The following is a 19,962-nucleotide window of genomic DNA, read 5'->3' as shown; positions in this document are numbered from 1 at the left end:
GGTTTATTTTTTTCTCTCGCTAAGTCTTTTTTTCTTAAGCGCCTTTTTGCGAGCAGCCAATGCTTTTTTCTTTTTCTTTTCGCTTGGCTTTTCATAGTGTTCTCTCTTTTTTATTTCAGAGAGGATACCAGCGCGCTCGCACTGTTTTTTGAATCGCTTAAAGGCTTCTTCAAAAGATTCGTTGTCTCTTACATAGACACCCGGCAAACAAATCACCCCTTTACTATTTAAAATTAAAGACATTATATTAAAAAAAAGAGATTGGGTCAACATCAAAATTTAATTCGCAGTTATATAAATTATTTAATATAAAATCAATCGTTTTGAATATGTCTTGAGACTTTATAATTATGTGATACCTGTATTTGTTTTTTATTTTATCAATTGGGCATTTTGTTGGTCCAAGAAAACTTAAATTATTATTTTGCAATATGTCTGCTAATTTTTGAATATTATCTTTTGCGACTTTTTCATTCGTTTGTTGCGAAATAATTCTCACTATATGCGAAAATGGCGGATAGTTAAGTGATTTTCTAATCTTAATTTCTTCCTGCAAAAAGTTTTCGTAATCATTATTTTTAATAAAATTTTCTAGTCGCATTGGCAGTTTTGACTCAATAATTACACTACCTTGTTGTTTGCGTCCACTTCTACCAGCTGTTTGCGTAATTAGAGAGACAACTTTTTCGTCTACCCTAAAATCAGGCAAAGCAAAAATGGATTCAATATTAGATATAATTACGAGATTGATTTTTTCTATATCGTAGCCTTTTGATATCATACTTGTGCCAACAATAATATCGATTTTACCATCAAGCAGACTAGATACAATGTTTTGTGCGTTTTTTTTAGAGGATGCTGTATCTCTATCTAAGCGCTGAATATTTATATTTCCAAAATAATCGCGTAAAAACTCTTCCATCTTTTGTGTTCCTATACCAACATCTCTAATATTATAGCTTAAACAATTGGGACATTTATCTGGTATATCAAAGCTTGATTCACAAAAGTGGCATTTTAAATCTTTAGTTTTTTTATGATATACAAGCGAAACATTACAGTTTGGACATCTAAAGATGTGTCCGCAATCACCGCATACTAAAAAATGTGCAAATCCTCGCCTGTTTACTAGGATTGCGCATGTTTGATTGTTCTTTAGTGAATTATTTATAGCGTCCATTGATTGAGTGCTTAAGAGTTCTTTGTCTGGCTTTGCAAATTCAATTGTGGGTAGTTGACAATTATTTATACGCTCAGTAAGTTTGAACATATTAAACTTTTTTATAATGGCTGCTTTATAGTATGTTTCAACTGTTGGTGTTGCACTTGACAAAATCACAGGAATATTCAGTTGTTTTGCCCTATATATTATCAAATCTTTAGCATTATATCGTGGTATATTTTCCTGTTTATATGAATCGTCATTTTCTTCATCAACTACTATCAAGCCTGTATTTGCCAAATCTACAAATGCAGCTGAGCGAGTACCAAGTAAGACCCTTTTTTCTTGTTTTCGATACTGGCTCCATTCAATAAATCGCTGTTTTAATGTTAATTGTGAGTGAAATATTGCTACAGTATCTAAAAATTTTTCCTCAAATACCCTTTTGTATTGATTTGTAAGCACAATTTCTGGTACAAGTACAAGGGCGTTTTTGCCTTTTTCTACAACATCTTTAATTAAATGCAAAAAAATTTCTGTTTTACCAGAGCCCGTTATGCCAAATATAAGGTTAACGTTAAATTTGTTTAAATCTATCTTTTTATAAATATCTTCTTGTTGTTTGTTTAGTGTAAAGAATTTTTCAATGTTTATTTGCGTTTTAAGATTTTTTTTAAAATCAATAGGTATTTGCAAAAAAGCCATAGAAGGTAGTGCATTTTTTAAGATTAAACCTTTTGGACTTAAGTAATAATAACTTGCAAAATTTATAGTTTTAATAAGTTCACTGCTTACAATGGGCTTGCTATCTAATATTGAGATAATTTCTTTTATGTTTGACTCTATGTCTGTTGTTGGATTTTTTTCAAAAACAATACCCACTTTTTTTCTATTATGAAAATCTACTACTACTCTTGTGCCAATTGTAATTTCCTGCTCGCTTTTATATGTAAAACTTTTGTTTAAAGCTATATTGAATAGCACTTTGTAATAATTCATACTTAAAATTTTATCACAAAATTACCTAAAAACAAACAGTTGCATACAATAAATAATTGTTTCTAAGGATTAATTGTGATCATTTGGATTTACTTTTTCTATCTTTATCTGCAAAAAAATCTTATTGTAGCGTTTTTGAAAATAATTAGATAAATCTTTGTCGTTAAGTTGTTTAAATATATCAATGTAGTATTGTAAGACCTTTTTTAAATGTTCTTGATCGTTTTTATTTTTACTATCTGATAGTTTATTAACCCAATCTTTGCATATTTTAATACCCTTGTCTTGATCAATTTGATATTCTGTTATGCCCATCATGTCGCAGCCTGGCAGATAATTATTATAGCACGAACCTGAAAAATAAAGAAAAGCACTTTTGTAATCATTTTTCTTTAAAAAATAAATAGCTTGATTATACATAATTTTTCCATTTAAAATCTCTTTTGATTTTGCAGTTATGCTAAAAAATAAAGAAAAAAGAATAAATGCCAGGAAGAATCTCATGCAACTTATAATAAACTAGTTTTTTATAAATCTCAAACTTTTGAAAAAAAAGGGGGCCAGCCCCTTTTTAAGTTAAGCAGGTAAGAGAGTCTTTAGCAATACTGTAACCACGATAACAAAAATTAATGCTAAGATACCAATTACGTATTGTGCTGAATATTCTTTTGATTCTGTGCGGTTTTTGTTGACATAAGATACCATGTATTGCATAAATCCCATGAAGAATCCACCTATTAATACTGTTATAATGAATGAAATAACTGTATTTGCACCAAATAGTGTATGCCAGTAAACTTGTCCTAAGTCGCTTGAAACATAAAAATCTTTCTCAAACGGAAAACCGAATATAAATATAGCCATTCCAACAAGCATTCCAAGTCCAAATACCATAGCGTCTTTTTTGCCGCTTGCTATGGCTGCAACAGAAGTGCCGGGACAATAACCGCTCATTGCCATACCAACGCCAAATAAAAGCCCCCCAAATATATATGGCCACAAATATAAATTTGGTGTCCAAATGTTTGGTATCTGTATAAGACCCAATGAGCCAAATACCAAAAACCAGAATGTGGATGTTAAAATAGCTGAAACCATCATTTGTATAACGCGATTGTTTCTAAAATAGAACTCATCAGTTATGTTTTTTCCTGAAGCAAAACCTGTTACTTCCAAAAAAAAGCCAAACAAAAATCCACCAAATATTGAAAAAAGCATATTTGTATGACCCGAGATGATACCGTTTATATAAAGTGGTGCGCTCATAACCATTGCCTCCTAAATAACCTTGCAGTAAGGTATACACCAGCAAATACACAGAACAAAAATAACCATCCACCTATTGAATATGCACCTGCGCCGGCTAATCCTTGACCGCTTGTACAGCCTCTTGCGTATCTAGTAGCGTAGGCAATTAAAATGCCACCAAAAAATGCCAGTGCATATCTATAGGGTGTTGATGCAGTAGGTCCTTTGTCTGTAGAAAATCTTAGCCTACCACCAATAAGTGCACTAACAAAGCCACCAATAAATATGCCAATATCGATGAAGAAAATACGGTTATACAAGATATGTACTATGCTATGTTCACCTAAATCTTTTGCTGTATACGCATTCGATGCAATATAAGACTTGCTAAACAGCGAAATTATGAAAGCCGATGCCTGAGAAAAACCGCCACTAGCACCAAAACCAGCACCAGATACATAATAAAAAATAAAAAGCGTTGTACCTACAAGAAAACCACCAATCAACGTTCCCCAATAACCTCTTTGTTGCATAAAACCTCCCATTTTTCAATCTTGCTTTGAAGTTTATTATTTTTGAATGTAATATCAAGAATGATTTATTTATTTAAGTCACTTACTTATCTAATGATAAAACCGCTACAGTTTCAAAATGATAGGTATTTGGAAACATATCAAGTAAAAAAATCTTTTCAAGTGTGTAGTTTTTTAAAATAGATAGATCCCTTGCAAGCGTTGGTGGTTCGCATGATACATATATCACTTGATTTGGTTTTTTATTGTTAATAAAGTGCATTAGATTTTGACTTCCACTTCTTGGTGGATCAAGTATTAATGTATCAATTGGTTTTTTATATTCTAGTGGTTTATTTAAATCACACTGAGTTGCTTTAATATCAAGCGATAATCTTTTTGCGTTTTGTTTTAGTGTCTCAATGGATAACTCATCAATTTCAAAAGCTTCGACCTTGTGGTTTTTGAGTGCCAAAGGTATTGTAAAGTTCCCGATTCCGCAGAATGCTTCAAAAACATTTTCATCTTTAACTAAATTTAGTATAAGATTAATAAGAGTTTTGTTTGCATCAAGATTGACTTGAGTAAAAGAACCCATTTTATAATCAATGTAAGCATCTTTTGCAATAAAAGATAAGTCTATTCTTAACGGTTCATTTTTATTTGTAGCTAGTTTAAAAAAGCTATCGACTTCTATTTCTAAATCTTTATGATTTTTTATATAACTATTTATTTGTTTAACAAGTATCGGGCAATAGTTTATTTCTAGAAATTCATTTGAGTTTTGTTTAAAAAATCCTATTTTTTCAGCTTTTTTTTGAAATTTTACCCTGTGTCTGTAAAATGTTTGTTTGCTTTTTATTATTTCAATGTTATCTAATGATATATGTCCTATACGTTTAAGTATATTTTTTAATATTTGAGATTTTATGTTTAACTGTTGATTATAGTGAATGTGCTGATAATGACAACCGCCACATAAACCAAAATATTTACAAAATGGTTTTTTTCTAGTTTCAGTGCTTTCCAAAATATCAACGACCTCTGCTAGACAATAGTCTTTTTTTTCTTTTGTAATTTTTATTGCTACTTTTTCATTTGTTTCTACAAAAGGAATAAACACTATTTTGCCATTTATAAAGGAATAACCGTAGCCCTTATAAGCCTGTCCAGCAATTTGTACAATCTCAAACATCAAAGCAATTATACTAATATAATTTTTAATGACAAATCTACTTGAAATTATAGCTACTAGCAACTAAATTAATAAAAAAACAAGGAGGCTGTATGAGAAAAGAAACAGATTCAATGGGTGAGGTTATGGTTCCAGATGAAGCATACTTTGGTGCCCAAACACAAAGAGCCATAGAAAATTTTAAGGTATCAGGTAAATCTATGCCTTTGGATTTCATATATGCTCTAGCTACTGTAAAGCTTGCCTGTGCTTTGAGTAATAAAGAGCTTAAATACATTGAAGAGAAAAAAGCTGATGCAATAATCCAAGCCTGTAAAGAAATTTTAGATCATAAATTTGACAATCAGTTTCCTATAGATGTTTATCAAACGGGTTCTGGTACTTCAACAAACATGAACATTAACGAAGTAATAGCAAACAGGGCAACAGAGATTTTGGGAGGTAAAAAAGGTGAAAAACTTGTTCATCCAAACAATGATGTAAATAAAGGCCAATCTAGCAATGATACAATCCCAACTGCAATGCATATAATGATTGTAGAACTTTCAAAAAAGAAGCTTTTGCCAGCACTAGATGGTCTCAAAGAAGCATTAGAGTATAAAGAAAAAGAATTTGCAAATATTATAAAAATTGGCAGAACACACATGCAGGATGCAGTACCTATTAGGTTATCTGATGAATTTGGTGCATATAAGACTCAGATTATTAACAATAAAAAGCGTATCACATTTGCTTTGGAAGGTTTAAAAGAACTAGCTTTAGGGGCAACAGCAGTTGGGACTGGTTTAAATGCACCAAAAGGGTTTGCCAGGCTTGCAATAGAAAAAATTTCTGAATTTACCAATACAGATTATAAACAGGCACCTAATTTATTTGAAGCCATTGCATCAAAAGATGCTGTAAATTTTTTTGCATCAAGTTTATCAACATTAGCTTCTAGTATGATAAAAATTGCAAGCGATATAAGATTTTTATCCTGTGGTCCAAGATGTGGCATCGGTGAGCTGATTTTAAAAGATTTACAGCCAGGTAGCTCAATTATGCCAGGCAAAGTAAACCCGGTTATCCCAGAATCAGTTTTACAGGTTTCCTATAGTGTGATTGGTTACTCTCAAATAGTTAATATGTGCGCTCAAGCAGGTGTATTGGAGCTAAATGTTATGATGCCAGCTATAATTTACCATATAAATGAAGCGATAAACATAATGTCAAATGTCATTGATGATTTTAGTACAAAATGTATTTTGCCAATTAGAGCAAATAAAGAACGTATAAATAGTTTTGTAGAAAATTCGTTGGCACTTGTAACACCCCTGTCGTTAATTATAGGATATGATGCTGCAGCTGCAGTAGCACACGAAGCCTATATAACAAATAAAACAATAAAAGAAGTGGTTTTAGAAAAAGGTATTCTCACAAAACAACAGGCAGATGAAATTTTAGATCCACACAAAATGGTTTAGATTTTTTTTAACATTAAAGCTTTACCTGGATAATAGATATCTATTACAGGCTGATTGCGCAATAGCTCAAATGCTTTTTTTACTTTATACTGGTATGATAAATGCGTATAAACTCTATAACCAATCAAAACTAAAAGTAAGACTAATATTAGTATAAAAATTTTCCTTACGCTCATACTTTCAGAAAAATATTCTATTTTAAAAAATTGTCAAGAGATTTTTTTACTTTTCTTTAGTCATATATTGACTGATCGGTTTTTTGGGTATAATTTTAAGTAAAAATAGGAGGTTTGATATGAAGCTAGAGGGTAATAAGTTAGGTTCACTTACATTAAAAAATCCATTTATTGCTGCACCTGTTAAGACTGCTTATGCAGATTTAGAGTCGCATGTAAACCAAAGGCATTTAAATTACTACGAAAATTTGGCTAAAGGGGGTACAGCGCTAATAATTATTGAACCTACGGCTGTATTAAAAAGTGGTAGAGAGCACCCAAAGCAATTATGCATTGATGAGGATTATTGTATAGATGAGCTTTCAAAGATAACAAGGGTTATACACGATAATGGTTCTTTGGCATGTATAAACTTAAATCACGCAGGTAGGGCTGCAAACCCCAAAGCAAGTGGCGTGGTTTTGGCTCCAAGTGCTGTAATGTGTCCATCTACTATGCAAACACCAAAAGAGCTTACTAAAGAGCAAATTAAAGAAATTGTTAAGGCTTTTGGAAAAGCGACTGTAAGGGCAAAAAAAGCAGGATTTGATGCAATAGAAATACAGGCTGGCATGGGTTATTTAATAGCCCAATTTTTAAAGGATCGTACCAATAAGCGCAATGATGAGTACGGAAAAGATAAATTACTTTTTGCAAAAGAAGTTTTTGAAGAAGTAGCTAATTTTAGTAATGGTTTAGAGTTAATTTTGAGAGTATCTGCAAATGAATTTGTTGAGGATGGAATTGTTGAACAAGACAATGTGGAATTAATTAATTTGGCTAAAAAATACGGTATTAAAGCGGTTCACGCAGGTCTTGGAAATGCATGCGATACGCCGCTTTGGTATTACAGTTATGCTTCAACGCCCACAGATAAACAAATCGAATCATTTAAAAAACTGAAGAGCTTAATTGATTTACCTATTATTATTGATGGTAGAATGGGTAACCCTGATAGGATAAAGGCTTTACTTAAAGAAGGATGGGTTGACTTTTTTGGACTAGGCAGATCTCTTGTGGCAGACCAATATTTTGTAAATAAATTGTTAAATGATGAGTTAGACAAAATTTGGTATTGTGGTGGTTGTTTGCAAGGATGCTTGTACAATGTCAGAAGCGGAATAGGTCTTGGGTGTATTACAAATCCTTTTGTAGATAAAAAATTTTTTGAACCTTCAGGTAAAAAACTTAAGGTTTGCATAGTTGGCGGTGGTCCAGCAGGAATTGCTACAGGTATTTATGCTAAAATGAAAGACTATGATGCTATTGTTTTTGAAAAGAAAGAGCTTGGCGGACAATTTATACTTGCAACAAAAGCCCCATACAAAGATGCAATGCAAAAGCCACTAAATGCTCTTATAAACGAAGCTAAAAGACGAGGTGTTGAGTTTAGATACGAAGAAGCAAACTATGAAAAATTAAAAGAGCAAAATCCTGATTTAGTTGTTGTAGCAACTGGTGCCAACTCGCAAATACCAAATATTAAAGGCATTGAGAATGAGTATGTAATAGATGCATTTAGTTTTTTTGAATCAGTTGCCCAACCGAAAGGCAAAAGGGTACTTGTATTAGGTATTGGCTTAATTGGAAGGGAAGCTATGGAAATCCTGGCTAACCAGGGTTTTGAGGTTGTAGGTGTTGATATTTTAAGCGATTTGATGCAGGACTTTACACTTGCAAGGCTTAAAAACAACCCAAATGTAAAAATATTTGTGGCAACAAGTGTTGAAGAATTTACAAAAGAAGGTGTTTTTGCCAGACAGGAAGACGAAGTAATAAATTTAGGCAAATTTGACACAATCATTTCTAGCATTGGTACAAAGCCCAATAAAGCTTTGTATGAGCAAATTAAAGACAAGTTTAAGAATGTTGAAATTATTGGAGATGCGACAAGGGTAGCAGACATTTACACCGCAACCCAATCTGCTTACGAACTCATAAGTAGATACTAATCTATATATATTAAAGGTGGGTTTGTCCCACCTTTATAATATAAACTACCTTACCGTTTTTACACATAAATATCTTGTTTTCGAAATATGGAAAATATTGTTGGTGCCGGGGGCGGGAATCGAACCCGCATGGGGTTACCCCCACTGGATTTTGAGTCCAGCGCGTCTACCAGTTTCACCACCCCGGCAGTGCTTTAATAATCTTATTATGAAGTTAAAAAAAAGTCAAGTTGTAATTTTTGCTATAAAGATTTTTTTATGTCGAATAATATTTTACCTAAATCTTTTATGTTTTCTTGCCTCAGTTCTAATATTTTGTATTTGAATTTATTACCAAGAAAATCCCTAAAGTCTTCAAGGACAAACAATGCTCCAGATTCGTCTGTTCCAGGCAAAACCAAATAAATAAAACTATTGCTTTCATTAAAAAAAGCATCAGAATTTCTTAAAATTTTATTCAAAAGATCTACACCATATTTTAAATCTTTTGAATTTTCAAACTTCAAAACTGCAACACAGAAAAAATCTAATGAGTTGATAGATTCATCTAAATTCAACTCTTTTTTTACTCTTGCGATATTTGCAAAAGAATAATTGACTAAACTTTGTAAACAGCTTAAATCAAATACTTGTGCCATTTTAACCTCGTTTTTTGTTGTTAGCAAAATTATATATTTAATATTAGCTATTTGCAAGAAAAAAAATCTTTATTATAATCCAATAAGTGTTAGCAAGGAGTTTACTTTTATATATTCTTTTAATAAAACACATAAATAACGGCATTTGAAAAGGTTTATGTTTAAAATTATTTTTACTTAATGTGTTATTGCGGATTTGATGGTCTTTTTAGGTTTTATTAAGTTAAATTTTAACAAAGAAACTGTCACAAAAAGGCTTCAGTAAAACATCTAAACGCACTAAATGCAAACAAAGTAAGTATTTCTTGATCAAATAAAGTTTTTTAAATTTTGATAGCTTATTGATTTATTGAAAAGAAGGTATTATAATTATTTTATGACGACTAACTTTGATACTGTTGAGTTTTTTTCTTTTGCTTTAAAAAGCATTATTTCTATTTTTGCTATAATTAATCCATTTGGTGCTCTACCTGTATTTGTTAGCTTAACACAAAATTATTCCCAAAAAGATAAACACTATATTATAAGGCGTTCAACATATTTTGTTTTTGGAATACTAACATTTTTTTTCTTATTTGGCGAATTAATTTTTAAAATATTTGGGATTAATATAGGTTCATTGGAAGTAGCAGGAGGCATCTTGCTATCTTTGGTTTCTATTAATATGGTTTTTGGCAATCCCCATAAAGAGCGCACATCTAAAGATGAACTTGCAGATGTAGAAGATAAAGAGAATATTGCACTTGTACCTCTTGCCATACCCCTTTTGTCTGGCCCTGGTGCAATTGCTACTGTTATTACACTTTCAACTTCAGTTCAAAACTTATTTTTATATGCAGCAATATTTATAGCGATTATTATTGCGTGTTTTGCTGTTTACTTTGTTTTGATTAGCTCTTCTTATTTAAATAGATTTTTGGGTAAAATTGGTATAGGTATAATTTCCAGGCTTATGGGCATTATATTGCTTGCAATATCTGTGCAATTTATTGTAAATGGCCTAAAAGTACTGTTTCCAGCTTTTCTAAAGTAAGTGTGTATATATTTTTATTACAAAATTCATTCAAAATATTAATTTGACTAAATAAGTTTGTTTTGTATACTAGTCTTTGTGAGAGTATGAGATGAAGTTGTTGACAAAAGAAGAATTCAAAGAACTATCTTACGAAAGGATATTTGAACTTTTAGAAACAAGCGAAAGAGGTTTAAGCGAAACAGAAGTAAAAAAAAGACAAAGTGAATTGGGGTTTAATGAGATACCCGAAAAAAAGAAATCGCTAATTGTTCTTTTTTTAAAAAAATTTTGGGGTCTTACAGCATGGATGCTGGAATTTATAATTATTCTATCAATTTTTTTAAAACATTACTTAGATGCGTATTTTATAGGTGCTTTGCTTTTTCTTAACGCTATATTGAGCTTTTATCAAGAATCCAAATCATCTCAAGCAGTTGAAGCTTTAAAAAAACAACTTGCCATAAAGGTGCGTACCCTAAGAGATCAGTGGGTATTGATCGATGCAAGAGAAGTAACAGTAGGTGATATTGTAAGAATTAGAGCAGGTGACTTTGTGCCAGCCGATGTTAAGGTAATAGATGGCTCAATAGGCGTCGATCAATCTGCCTTAACAGGTGAATCTCAACTAATTCAAAAAACCACAAACGATATTTTGTACTCTGGTTCGATTGTGAAAAATGGGGAGTGTACCGCTGTGGTTGTATTTATTGGCAACAAAACCTATTTTGGCAAAACTACCGAGTTGGTTGAGCTTGCAAAGCCAAAGTTAAATATAGAACACATGATTACAAAAGTCGTAAAATTTTTGATGGTTATTGTTGTTGGTTCTCTTGTTTTAACTTTTATAGTTTCTTATGTTAGAGGTGAAAATCTCTTTGCGCTTTTGCCTTTAATGCTTATTTTGCTTGTTAGCGCAATTCCTGTTGCTTTGCCTGCTATGTTTACTGTATCTATGGCGCTTGGTTCACAACAGTTGTCAAAAAAAGGTATATTGGTAACAAGACTCAATGCTTCAGAGGATGTAGCATCAATGACTACGCTTTGTGCGGATAAAACTGGTACGATTACTGAAAACAAATTGACTTTGTCAAAAGTGAAGCCAGTATCAGGTTTTAGCGAAAACGATATATATATCTATGGTGCTTTATGTAGTCTTGAAGCTAACAATGATCCAATAGACTTAGCTTTTATAAATGCTGCCAAGGACAAAAATATAGATTTATCAAGTTATGAGAAGATAAATTTTATACCATTTGATCCAAAGCTAAAACGCACTCAGTCTGCTGTAAAAATTAATAATGAACAGATTATAATTACAAAAGGTGCATACGAAAGTATTTGCAATGTTTGTCCTGTGGTGGATGAAAAAACAAAACTAGAACTTGATAATGCTGTTAATGAATGGGCAAAAAATGGTTACAAAACAATTGCAATTTCAATAGAAAAATCTGGCAAGATAGAGTTTGTAGGTCTAGCAGCTCTATATGATCCGCCTAGAAAAGATTCAAGCGTTTTTATAAAAGAATTGCGCAAACTTGGTGTTAAAATAAAAATGCTCACAGGTGATGCAAAACCTATTGCACAAGAAATTGCCTCTCAAGTAGGCATTGGAGGCAATATTGCAAGGCCAGAAGTTATAAGACAGGCAATATCAAATAATGCAAAAAAAGCTTACGAGATTGCTAATCAAGCGAACGGTTTCTGCGAAGTACTTCCAGAAGACAAGTTTTACATAGTTAAGTCATTGCAGAGTGGCAATGAGATTGTTGGCATGACAGGTGATGGTGTAAATGATGCGCCTGCTCTAAAGCAAGCTGAAGTTGGTATTGCCGTAAGCAACGCAACAGATATAGCCAAAAAAGCGGCAAGTGTCGTTTTGCTTCAAGAAGGCTTGGGTACCATTGTGAACCTTATAAAAATGGGACGTATAATTCATCATAGGGTTTTAAATTGGATTGTAAATAAAATTGTAAAAACTTTTCAAACAGTTGTATTTGTATGCATTGCATATTTAATTACAGGTAAGTTTGTAGTTTCTGCTTTGGATGTAGTTTTATTGTTATTTATTATTGATTTTGTAACAATATCGTTTTCTACAGATAATGTAAGATGGAGCAAAAAGCCTGAAGTATTTAATATAAGGCCCCTTGTAAATGTAAGTGTTATGATTGGTGTATTGACAGTTTTAGAATCTTTATTCATACTTTATGTAGCAGATAAAAATTATCAAATATTTTCTAACTCACATATGCTTCATTCTTTTGGTTTTGGTATATTGCTTTTTTCAAATATTTTTAATGTATTTGTGATAAGAGAAAGAGGTCACTTCTGGGAATCTGTTCCAAGCAGGGTATTGCTTGTGTCAATGCTTGCAGATTTTATAGTTGGTGTTTTAATGATGAGTTTTGGCATTATTGTCTATCGACTTCCTTTTGAGTTAGTAGCTTTGCTTGTTTTCTATTTAATACTTGCTTCTTTATTTAATGATTTTGTTAAAGTGGCTTTAAGTAAACTAAAAAATCATTGACGCAATATTTAATAACGCGTTTTTTGCTTTTTCTTGCAAAAAAATATGGGGTTTGCAGATATTTGTAGATTCAATTGCTGGGTTTATTGTAATAATTTTAGAACCATAAAATTTAAATTTATTTGCGACATAATCATTCGTTGGCACTGCGCCACTTGATCCGATCAAGAAAATTATATCTGGATATTTGCACTCATTTATAAATTCATAGTAATTGTTTGCCTGATATTCATTTTCTATGTAATCCCAATCTCCAAACATTAAAATGTTTGGTCTAAGTAAACTACCACATACAGGACAATAAGGGAGGTTACTTGCCTGCATAGTTTTTTCATCTAAATCACAAAGCGGAACATCATAGTTTTCTTGTACAAAATAGCTGCATGCAAGCCCTCTTGTGCATTGCAGTCTCCACATGGAACCATGAACTTCGTAAACTTTGTCTTTATCGGCTCCAGAGCGTAAATGATAACCATCTGTATTAGTTGTATGTATAAAGGAAGATTTAAAAACTTCTTTCATTAAACGTACAATAACATAGTACCCTTCATGGGGTTTGTTGTAATGAGCATTTCTCCTTCTCCATTCATAGAATGCCCAAGCATACTGAGGTCTTACTTCAAAACTGTAAGGGCTTGCCAGTTCTTGCGCTTCCAAACCTTTTTCTTTAAAAACTGGAAAATTGCGCCAGTAACCTTCTTTATCTCTAAATGTAGGGATACCCGAATCTGCACTTATACCAGCACCGGTTAAAAAAAGAGCAGTTTTGCTATTTTTTATGATATTTAACACAGCATCATAATCATTTACTAGCATTTTTGCTCCATAACAAACAATAAGGATCAATTGCTAAGTAATCACCAAAATACGCATCAGCTCTTGCCCTGCATCCTCCACAGCTATTAATATAATCGCACGTTTTGCATTTTCCAGTGTATTTGCTAAAGTCCCTTAAGTCTTGAAATATTTGTGAATTATCCCATATATCTAAAAATGAATTTTGTAGAATGTTTCCAGCAGATCGTAAAAAATAACTGCACGGTTTAATTGAACCATCAAATGCTATAAACGCGATTGATTGGCCTGCAATACAACCTTTTGCCCCACCGGTTGAAAAGCTTAGTGAACGCCTGGTGTATTCTACATCATGTGTTTTTGTGTATAGATCTGCTATAGCATAATATTCAGGTGCGCAAGTAGGCCTGATAAACATATCTTGTTCTTGAAGCTCCAGTTTAAAGTGCCACTTTAATATTTTATAGTAATCATTTTTTGAAATTAATTCATTTTGTAAATTTTCACCTCTGCCTGTGGGTACAATTATAAACATATACCAGCTTTTTGCCCCAAGGGATTTTGCCAGTTTGTAAGTATTTTCTATATCATGTTGGTTTCTTTTTGTAAAAGAAGAATTTACTATAAACGGGATATTATGTTTAACCAAAAGCTTTGCAGCATTGATTGTAGCATCAAATGCACCTTCTTGCGCTCTAAAATTATCATGTATTTGTGCAGTGGAGCCGTCAAGAGATAAAGAAACTATATCAAAATGGGCTTTAATTTTTAATGATAACTTTTCGTCAACCAGCGTACCGTTTGTGGCAAGCCCTACACGCCAATTTTTAGATTTTGCAAAAGCTGCTATCTCAAAAATATCTGATCTAAGAAGCGGTTCTCCGCCAGTTAAAACCAGCACGGGTTTATAGCGCCTATCAATATCTTCAATAGTTTGTGTTATTTGTTTATATGTTAAAACTTCGTTAAGATTAGCATTTGCATTTGTGCGACAATGGATGCAGTTTAAATTACACTTAGGCGTTACTTCAAACGCTAACCACTTAAGCTCATTCATTAAAACGTTTATTTAGATATTCCCACTTCTTTTGAATTGATTGTCTTAAAAATTCAATATTTTCTTGTGTTAAATTTTTGTATCTACCTTGCAGTTTTAAGTATTCTGTAATATCAGTAAATTTAGGTTTTTTTGATAACACATATTTGCCGTCTATTATCTCATAAAGTGGAAATACACCGGTTTCAACAGCAAGTTTTGCCACTTCAATAGTTTTATCTTCAAGAAATTTTTGGCCTGGCGGGCAGGGCACAAAAATATGTATAAACTTAAAGCCCCTTATGGATTTTGCTTTTTCAAATTTTTTTGTAAAGTCCTGTGGATATGCAAGCGAAACAGAAGCAATATAGGGTACATAGTGAGCAGCAAGTATAGCCATTAAATCTTTTTTTGGTCTATCTTTGCCTTCTGGTGTTGTGGTTGTTTGAGCAAAGTATGGTGTGGCAGAGCTTCTTTGAATACCTGTATTCATATAGGCTTCGTTGTCATAGCAAACATAAATTATATCGTCATTTCGCTCAGCTGCACCGCTTAAAGCTTGCAAGCCGATATCAAATGTACCGCCATCACCTGCCCAACCTACAACATTTATACTGTCTTTACCTTGCATCTTAAAGGATGCTTTAATGCCACTTGCAACAGCTGCTGTAGTTTCAAAAGCGGTATGAAATACTGGAACTCCTGCGTAATTTTTACCAACAGGACCATTTATAATTGTCCAGCAACATGCAGGTATAACAAGCACAGTATTTCTGCCTAAAGCTTTAAGCGCAAGTCGCATTGCCAGACTTGCACCACATCCAGGGCAGGCTAAATTATTTGGAAGGGCTATTTCATCTTTAGATATTTTCATATTTACCTCACAAGAATAATCCTTTTATCTGAGCATTTTTTGCGTCTAAAAATGCATTAGCAATTGTAGATTCTGTAATTTTGTCGCCACCAAGACCTCCCACAAAGCCAACAACATTGCACAAATCCAAGCCACCAGCAATTTCGTCTTTTACAATACCACTTTTGCCATGTGAGATATCTCTATCAAATACCACGATAAGCTTTTTATCACTTAGCAATTGTTTTAATAGTTGTTGGGGAAATGGTCTTAACATATTTATTTTAACAAGGTTAACATCAATGTCGTCTTTTCTTAGGTTATCTACAGCTAACCTTGCAGTTTGACTAAGCGTTCCCAAAGCTACTATAGAATACTGACTATCTGGCTTTGGATAAACTTCAACTGGATTATAATGTCTATTTGTAATTTTTTCAAACTCAAGCGAAACATTGTCAAAAATATCTAAAACTTTAAGCATATCTAAGTGTTGCCCTTTTTTTATAATATAATAGTCTTTTGGAAAGGCGAGTGCGCCATATGCTTTTGGGTTTGCTGGATCTAGTGTATCGCGTTTAATTTTTGGAAGCAATTGCTTGACTGTTTCATGTTCTAAAATTTCAACAGGTTCTTTTGTGTGTGTAAGCAAAAAACCATCCAGACAAACCATAACAGGGAAAAGCGCCCTTTCTGCCACCGCAAAAGCCATTATGGTAAAATCATAAACTTCTTGAGAGTTTGCAGCATACATTTGAACCCATCCAGTGTCTCTTTGAGAAAGAGAATCTGTAGCTTCAGCCCAAATATTCCAACCAGGAGCTATTGCTCTATTTGCATTGGCAAGCACAATTGGCAGTCTGGCACCACTTGCCCAGTGTAAAACTTCGTGCATTAGAAGTAGCCCTTGAGAGCTTGTTGCTGTAAATGTCCTTGAGCCAGCAATGGATGCACCAATGCAAGCTGCCATTGCTGAGTGTTCTGATTCTACTTTAATAAATTGAGCGTTTATTTGTTTGGCATAAATTAAATCAGCGATTTTTTCTATTATTGAGGTTTGTGGTGTTATTGGATATGCACTTATAACTTCTACATCGCAAACTGACACAGCTTGCGAAACTGCATCATTTCCGCCTAATACTTTTTTCATAAATACCTCACACTTTCGTATGCAAGCCTGGCACCTTCTATATTTAAATCGGCTTTTTTATCAATTTTAGATTTTATGGCATTAGCTAATATATCAAAAGAAAAATCATTTGTAACCTTACAATAAGCACCAAGAATCGTAGTATTAATAATAGGAATTGCGGGGCTTCCAAGCCCAAGTGATAGCGCAATAGCATTAGCATCCACTGTATAAATATCAATCTTTTTTTCTTTTACTTTAAAGTTTGAGCCATTTATGATTAAAGTGCCATTTTCTCTCAATTTTGCAGTATCTATTACAGAGAGACTAAATATAACTGAAATATCTTCTTCTTCTATCTCATAGCGCTGGTAAATTTTATTATTATCTGTGCGAATGTATGAATGTGATGGAGAACCTCTGCGCTCTGCACCGTAAGATGGCATAAACTGCACATATTTACCACTATCAAAGTAACACTCTTGCAGTATTTCACCTGCTACTACAACACCCTGTCCACCTCTACCATGCAAACCAATTTGTTTCATAAAAACCTCACGCCATTTTATTAATATAATCTACAACTATTTCATCCGACCCGACTTTATATTTGAGATGATAAAGCCCTCTTGGTGCTGGACCTGAAATACGATTTCCCCAAGCGTCATAGACACTGCCATGGCAAGGACATATAAATTCTTTTTTATCATTGTGCCATTTTACGATACAGCCCAAGTGTGTACAATGAGCGTTTAGTGCTTCTATTTTTTTATCTCTATCAATCAAAAATACACTATCTTTATAATTTACACCATCGTTATTGGAACCTTTTTTTAATTCGTCCTTCAAGAATCGTACCAGTCGTTTAGTATTGTTACCTCCAAGGGCAAAATCAATACTGATAAAGCCTATAAATCCTGCTAAAATTGCTTTAGCTCCTAATTTAAAAAAATCTCTTCTCTCCATTTTTAGTCTTCATAAATATTTTCTTCAAGTAATATAGATAGATTTTTGAAATACTCAAGTGTAGTATTATTTTTCACAACTTCGCAGAATTTATCAACCCAAGCTTTAAGATGTTCTTCTAAAAGTCGCGCCTTTATGTCCTGATATTCAATGGTGTCATTGCCTTCTAAATAGGCCAAAAAAGCCAATTCTGCTGCAATATGATCTGGAAGATCATGCCAGTTTTTACTTGTATCTAAATTACATGCAGCGTAAAGTTTTTTTATTGCAATTGTAGTTTCTCCGTAAATTTCTTTTTCTCTCCAGAATGATTCGTATGGTGGTGCAATAACTTTTGGGTATGCGTTTATAAAAAGTCTGGTATATTCTACCTGTAAATCTTCCAATTCGGGTAATTTTAATCCGAAGTTTTCAGCACAATTTTTATAAGGCTCTATTATATTTTTTTGAGGATACAAAAACAATACAGATAAGCAATCAAATTTATTCATAAACACCATTTATTATAATAAAAATTATTTAATTTGCAAGGAAATTGTATTTGAATTTTTTAAAAGCACACTTAGGGAATTTTTTCCTAAGTGTGCTAGATTATTAGAATTTATAGGTTAGCTGAACAGCGTATTCGTCTTCGTGCATTTTTATAGATATTGGCATGCCATCAAAAGTGCCGCTTTGTTTGTGTTCAAATGCGTGCTGGTATGCAGCAGTTACCTGTACGCTTGGAGTTACACTATATGAGGCACCAAAAGATAGGTGTGTTTGAACTATAGCTGGAGCTATAATGTTATTACCGAAAGCCTGGCCGCCATCTGGAACTGGGCTTTTGCCATAGTTAAAGCCAGCCATTAATGTTAATGGAGGGGTAGGTGTATATTCAACGCCAAGCATGTATACCCATTGATTTTTCCAGTTAAAATCCCAGGAATTCATGCCAGCTACACCAGTAACTGGAACTTTATCCATTACATTTGACCAATTTATCCATTTTGCGTCTGCTTCAATACGTAAATTATTTACAGGTCTAAAGTTTACGCCAAACTGTATGGTTTGTGGCATATCAAGTCTCATGCGTACTTTGTAGCCATCAAACATGCCACCTAGCATTCCTTGCCCTGTTGCAGGATTGAAAGCGTTAGGCATGGTATTCCACTGGAGTGTTTGCATCCAGCGTTTTGATTGGTATGCCAAGCCAAATTGCCACATGTCATTTAGCTTATACACAAGACCTAAGTTAAATCCTGCGCCATAGGCATTTTGAGCATTTAGAGAGTTTACGGCTGTGCCTGTAGCAAAAGGAGCAACTCCGGCATAACTCCCATAACCATAAGCCTTTGCTATCGCTTCATTATTCATATCCATTTCCAGTGACATAGCCTGATACACAAACACTGGAGCAAAACCTATGGATAAGTGGCCATCTATTCTGTATGATCCAGCTATATCCATCTCCATCATCTGCATGTTTGAATAAACCTTTTGTAAAGGTGCTGCCATACCAAAACCATTTGGATTATTCCAATCAACACCCATACCGGATACGCCATACATGCCAATGCCCCAGGTAAAGTTTGACTCCTGGCAATTACATCCTTTTGGATTTATTGCAACACCAGCTGCTGGGACAACATAAACATTTGATTGACTACCCTGGCCGTTTAGGTATCTAAGTGGTACAAAAATATCACCGCCAACAGATGCACTTGATGTTGGAAGCCAGGATATTCCGGCTGGGTTTGTCAAAATTGTGGAAGCATCCTGAGGGTTAGCTACCACTGCACCGCCCAGCGCAATTTGCTTTGCGCCAAGGCCTGTCATATAGTAACCATTTGTAGCAAACGATTTAGTTGCCACACCAAGACTCAAACCAACCGCCAATGCAACAGCCAAAGATACATGTTTTTTCAACATAAGACCCCCAAAATTGTAATTTTGTCACAGTATAATAAAATCATTTTATGCTTGTCAAGAAAAAAATGATAAATTTGAAATTTTTTTATAGCTTTTTAAAGAAATAATTTTATATAAATAACCTATATATCGTATTTAGTCTTGAAGTAGTTTGTTGATTTTATTTTGAGCATTTTTTAAGAACTTATTTAAATCTCTTTCAATAGTTTCAAAAGCAGCAATAAGTTGTTTGCCTTTTTGTGTTAGAACAGATCCGCCACCGCCTTCTCCGCCAATTTTTGTTTCAAGTATAGGTGATTTTGCTAAAGTATTTATTTCTTTTACAATATCCCATGCAGCTTTGTAGCTC

20 protein-coding genes and 1 tRNA gene are annotated in these 19,962 nt (G+C 33.3%); 4 read left to right on the top strand and 17 right to left on the bottom strand.

The annotated features are described in order from the left end of the window. Positions 1-3 precede the first annotated feature (3 nt). The 6 genes from rpsU to ACP5FO_RS04180 all read right to left on the bottom strand — a co-directional run bounded on the left by rpsU (position 4) and on the right by ACP5FO_RS04180 (position 5,116). Complete coding sequence (gene rpsU / locus ACP5FO_RS04205) at positions 4-207, bottom strand: 30S ribosomal protein S21 (protein ID WP_025391390.1); 204 nt, start codon at positions 205-207, stop codon at positions 4-6. A 40-nt stretch (positions 208-247) separates the two neighbouring features. Further along, on the bottom strand, positions 248-2,161 hold the full coding sequence (priA, locus tag ACP5FO_RS04200; RefSeq protein WP_428107587.1) for a replication restart helicase PriA: 1,914 nt from the start codon (positions 2,159-2,161) through the stop codon (positions 248-250). Positions 2,162-2,230: 69 nt separating this feature from the next. Next, positions 2,231-2,665: a hypothetical protein gene (locus ACP5FO_RS04195; RefSeq protein WP_428157058.1), complete on the bottom strand. Its 435-nt coding sequence runs from the start codon at positions 2,663-2,665 to the stop codon at positions 2,231-2,233. 72 nt (positions 2,666-2,737) lie between these two features. Next, a complete protein-coding gene (locus tag ACP5FO_RS04190) occupies positions 2,738-3,427 on the bottom strand; it encodes a DUF6691 family protein (protein ID WP_428107595.1) in 690 nt (229 codons plus the stop codon). Then, entirely contained in the window at positions 3,424-3,942 is a 519-nt protein-coding gene (locus ACP5FO_RS04185; RefSeq protein WP_428107599.1) for a YeeE/YedE thiosulfate transporter family protein, read from the bottom strand. The genes ACP5FO_RS04190 and ACP5FO_RS04185 overlap by 4 nt, the downstream gene beginning before the upstream one ends. 82 nt (positions 3,943-4,024) lie before the next feature. Beyond that, the gene (locus ACP5FO_RS04180) at positions 4,025-5,116 is read right to left on the bottom strand and encodes a class I SAM-dependent RNA methyltransferase (protein ID WP_428157057.1); all 1,092 of its coding nucleotides are present in this window, start codon (positions 5,114-5,116) and stop codon (positions 4,025-4,027) included. A 92-nt stretch (positions 5,117-5,208) separates the two neighbouring features. Here ACP5FO_RS04180 and ACP5FO_RS04175 point away from each other — a divergent pair, with 92 nt between their 5' ends. After that, positions 5,209-6,579: a class II fumarate hydratase gene (locus ACP5FO_RS04175; protein ID WP_428107607.1), complete on the top strand. Its 1,371-nt coding sequence runs from the start codon at positions 5,209-5,211 to the stop codon at positions 6,577-6,579. Positions 6,580-6,874: 295 nt separating this feature from the next. Then, a complete protein-coding gene (locus ACP5FO_RS04170) occupies positions 6,875-8,746 on the top strand; it encodes an FAD-dependent oxidoreductase (protein ID WP_428107612.1) in 1,872 nt (623 codons plus the stop codon). 101 nt (positions 8,747-8,847) lie between these two features. Here ACP5FO_RS04170 and ACP5FO_RS04165 read toward each other — a convergent pair. Continuing rightward, a tRNA-Leu gene (locus ACP5FO_RS04165) sits at positions 8,848-8,934 on the bottom strand. Between the two features lie 54 nt (positions 8,935-8,988). Next, positions 8,989-9,384, bottom strand: a complete 396-nt coding sequence (locus ACP5FO_RS04160) for a hypothetical protein (RefSeq protein ID WP_428107615.1) — start codon at positions 9,382-9,384, stop codon at positions 8,989-8,991. A 376-nt stretch (positions 9,385-9,760) separates the two neighbouring features. Between ACP5FO_RS04160 and ACP5FO_RS04155 the strand changes: the two genes are divergently transcribed. Together ACP5FO_RS04155 and ACP5FO_RS04150 are read left to right on the top strand one after the other, a co-directional pair. Then, the gene (locus tag ACP5FO_RS04155; protein ID WP_428107617.1) at positions 9,761-10,417 is read left to right on the top strand and encodes a MarC family protein; all 657 of its coding nucleotides are present in this window, start codon (positions 9,761-9,763) and stop codon (positions 10,415-10,417) included. Between the two features lie 91 nt (positions 10,418-10,508). Further along, positions 10,509-12,926, top strand: a complete 2,418-nt coding sequence (locus ACP5FO_RS04150) for a plasma-membrane proton-efflux P-type ATPase (protein ID WP_428107620.1) — start codon at positions 10,509-10,511, stop codon at positions 12,924-12,926. Here the strand turns inward: ACP5FO_RS04150 and ACP5FO_RS04145 are convergent. The 9 genes from ACP5FO_RS04145 to ACP5FO_RS04105 form a co-directional block, all read right to left on the bottom strand. Beyond that, positions 12,912-13,742 (bottom strand): SIR2 family NAD-dependent protein deacylase, encoded by an 831-nt coding sequence (locus tag ACP5FO_RS04145; protein ID WP_428107622.1) that lies wholly within the window; start codon positions 13,740-13,742, stop codon positions 12,912-12,914. The genes ACP5FO_RS04150 and ACP5FO_RS04145 overlap by 15 nt on opposite strands. Beyond that, a complete protein-coding gene (locus ACP5FO_RS04140; RefSeq protein WP_428107624.1) occupies positions 13,729-14,778 on the bottom strand; it encodes a radical SAM protein in 1,050 nt (349 codons plus the stop codon). The genes ACP5FO_RS04145 and ACP5FO_RS04140 overlap by 14 nt, the downstream gene beginning before the upstream one ends. Next, positions 14,771-15,631 carry a 3-methyl-2-oxobutanoate dehydrogenase subunit beta gene (locus ACP5FO_RS04135; RefSeq protein ID WP_025391404.1) on the bottom strand — a complete coding sequence of 287 codons (861 nt, stop codon included), beginning with the start codon at positions 15,629-15,631 and terminating at the stop codon, positions 14,771-14,773. Before ACP5FO_RS04135 ends, ACP5FO_RS04140 begins: the two co-directional genes overlap by 8 nt. Before the next feature lie 7 nt (positions 15,632-15,638). Then, positions 15,639-16,757 (bottom strand): pyruvate ferredoxin oxidoreductase, encoded by a 1,119-nt coding sequence (gene porA, locus ACP5FO_RS04130; RefSeq protein ID WP_428107627.1) that lies wholly within the window; start codon positions 16,755-16,757, stop codon positions 15,639-15,641. Continuing rightward, positions 16,754-17,284, bottom strand: a complete 531-nt coding sequence (locus ACP5FO_RS04125; protein WP_428107629.1) for a 2-oxoacid:acceptor oxidoreductase family protein — start codon at positions 17,282-17,284, stop codon at positions 16,754-16,756. Before ACP5FO_RS04125 ends, porA begins: the two co-directional genes overlap by 4 nt. Positions 17,285-17,291: 7 nt before the next feature. Next, a complete protein-coding gene (locus ACP5FO_RS04120) occupies positions 17,292-17,702 on the bottom strand; it encodes a ubiquinol-cytochrome c reductase iron-sulfur subunit (RefSeq protein WP_428107631.1) in 411 nt (136 codons plus the stop codon). Positions 17,703-17,704: 2 nt separating this feature from the next. Next, positions 17,705-18,193, bottom strand: coding sequence for a TorD/DmsD family molecular chaperone (locus tag ACP5FO_RS04115; protein WP_428107633.1), 489 nt, complete (start codon positions 18,191-18,193; stop codon positions 17,705-17,707). A gap of 103 nt (positions 18,194-18,296) precedes the next feature. After that, positions 18,297-19,613, bottom strand: a complete 1,317-nt coding sequence (locus ACP5FO_RS04110) for an OmpP1/FadL family transporter (protein WP_428157056.1) — start codon at positions 19,611-19,613, stop codon at positions 18,297-18,299. Between the two features lie 135 nt (positions 19,614-19,748). Continuing rightward, on the bottom strand, positions 19,749-19,962 hold a 214-nt coding region (locus ACP5FO_RS04105), incomplete at its 5' end, for a winged helix-turn-helix domain-containing protein (RefSeq protein WP_428157055.1).

It is taken from the genome of Desulfurella sp. (assembly GCF_049977265.1).
GTDB lineage: Bacteria > Campylobacterota_A > Desulfurellia > Desulfurellales > Desulfurellaceae > Desulfurella.
The sequence above is the reverse complement of the archived record's forward strand: the minus strand, read 5'-3'. Positions and strand labels throughout refer to the sequence as shown.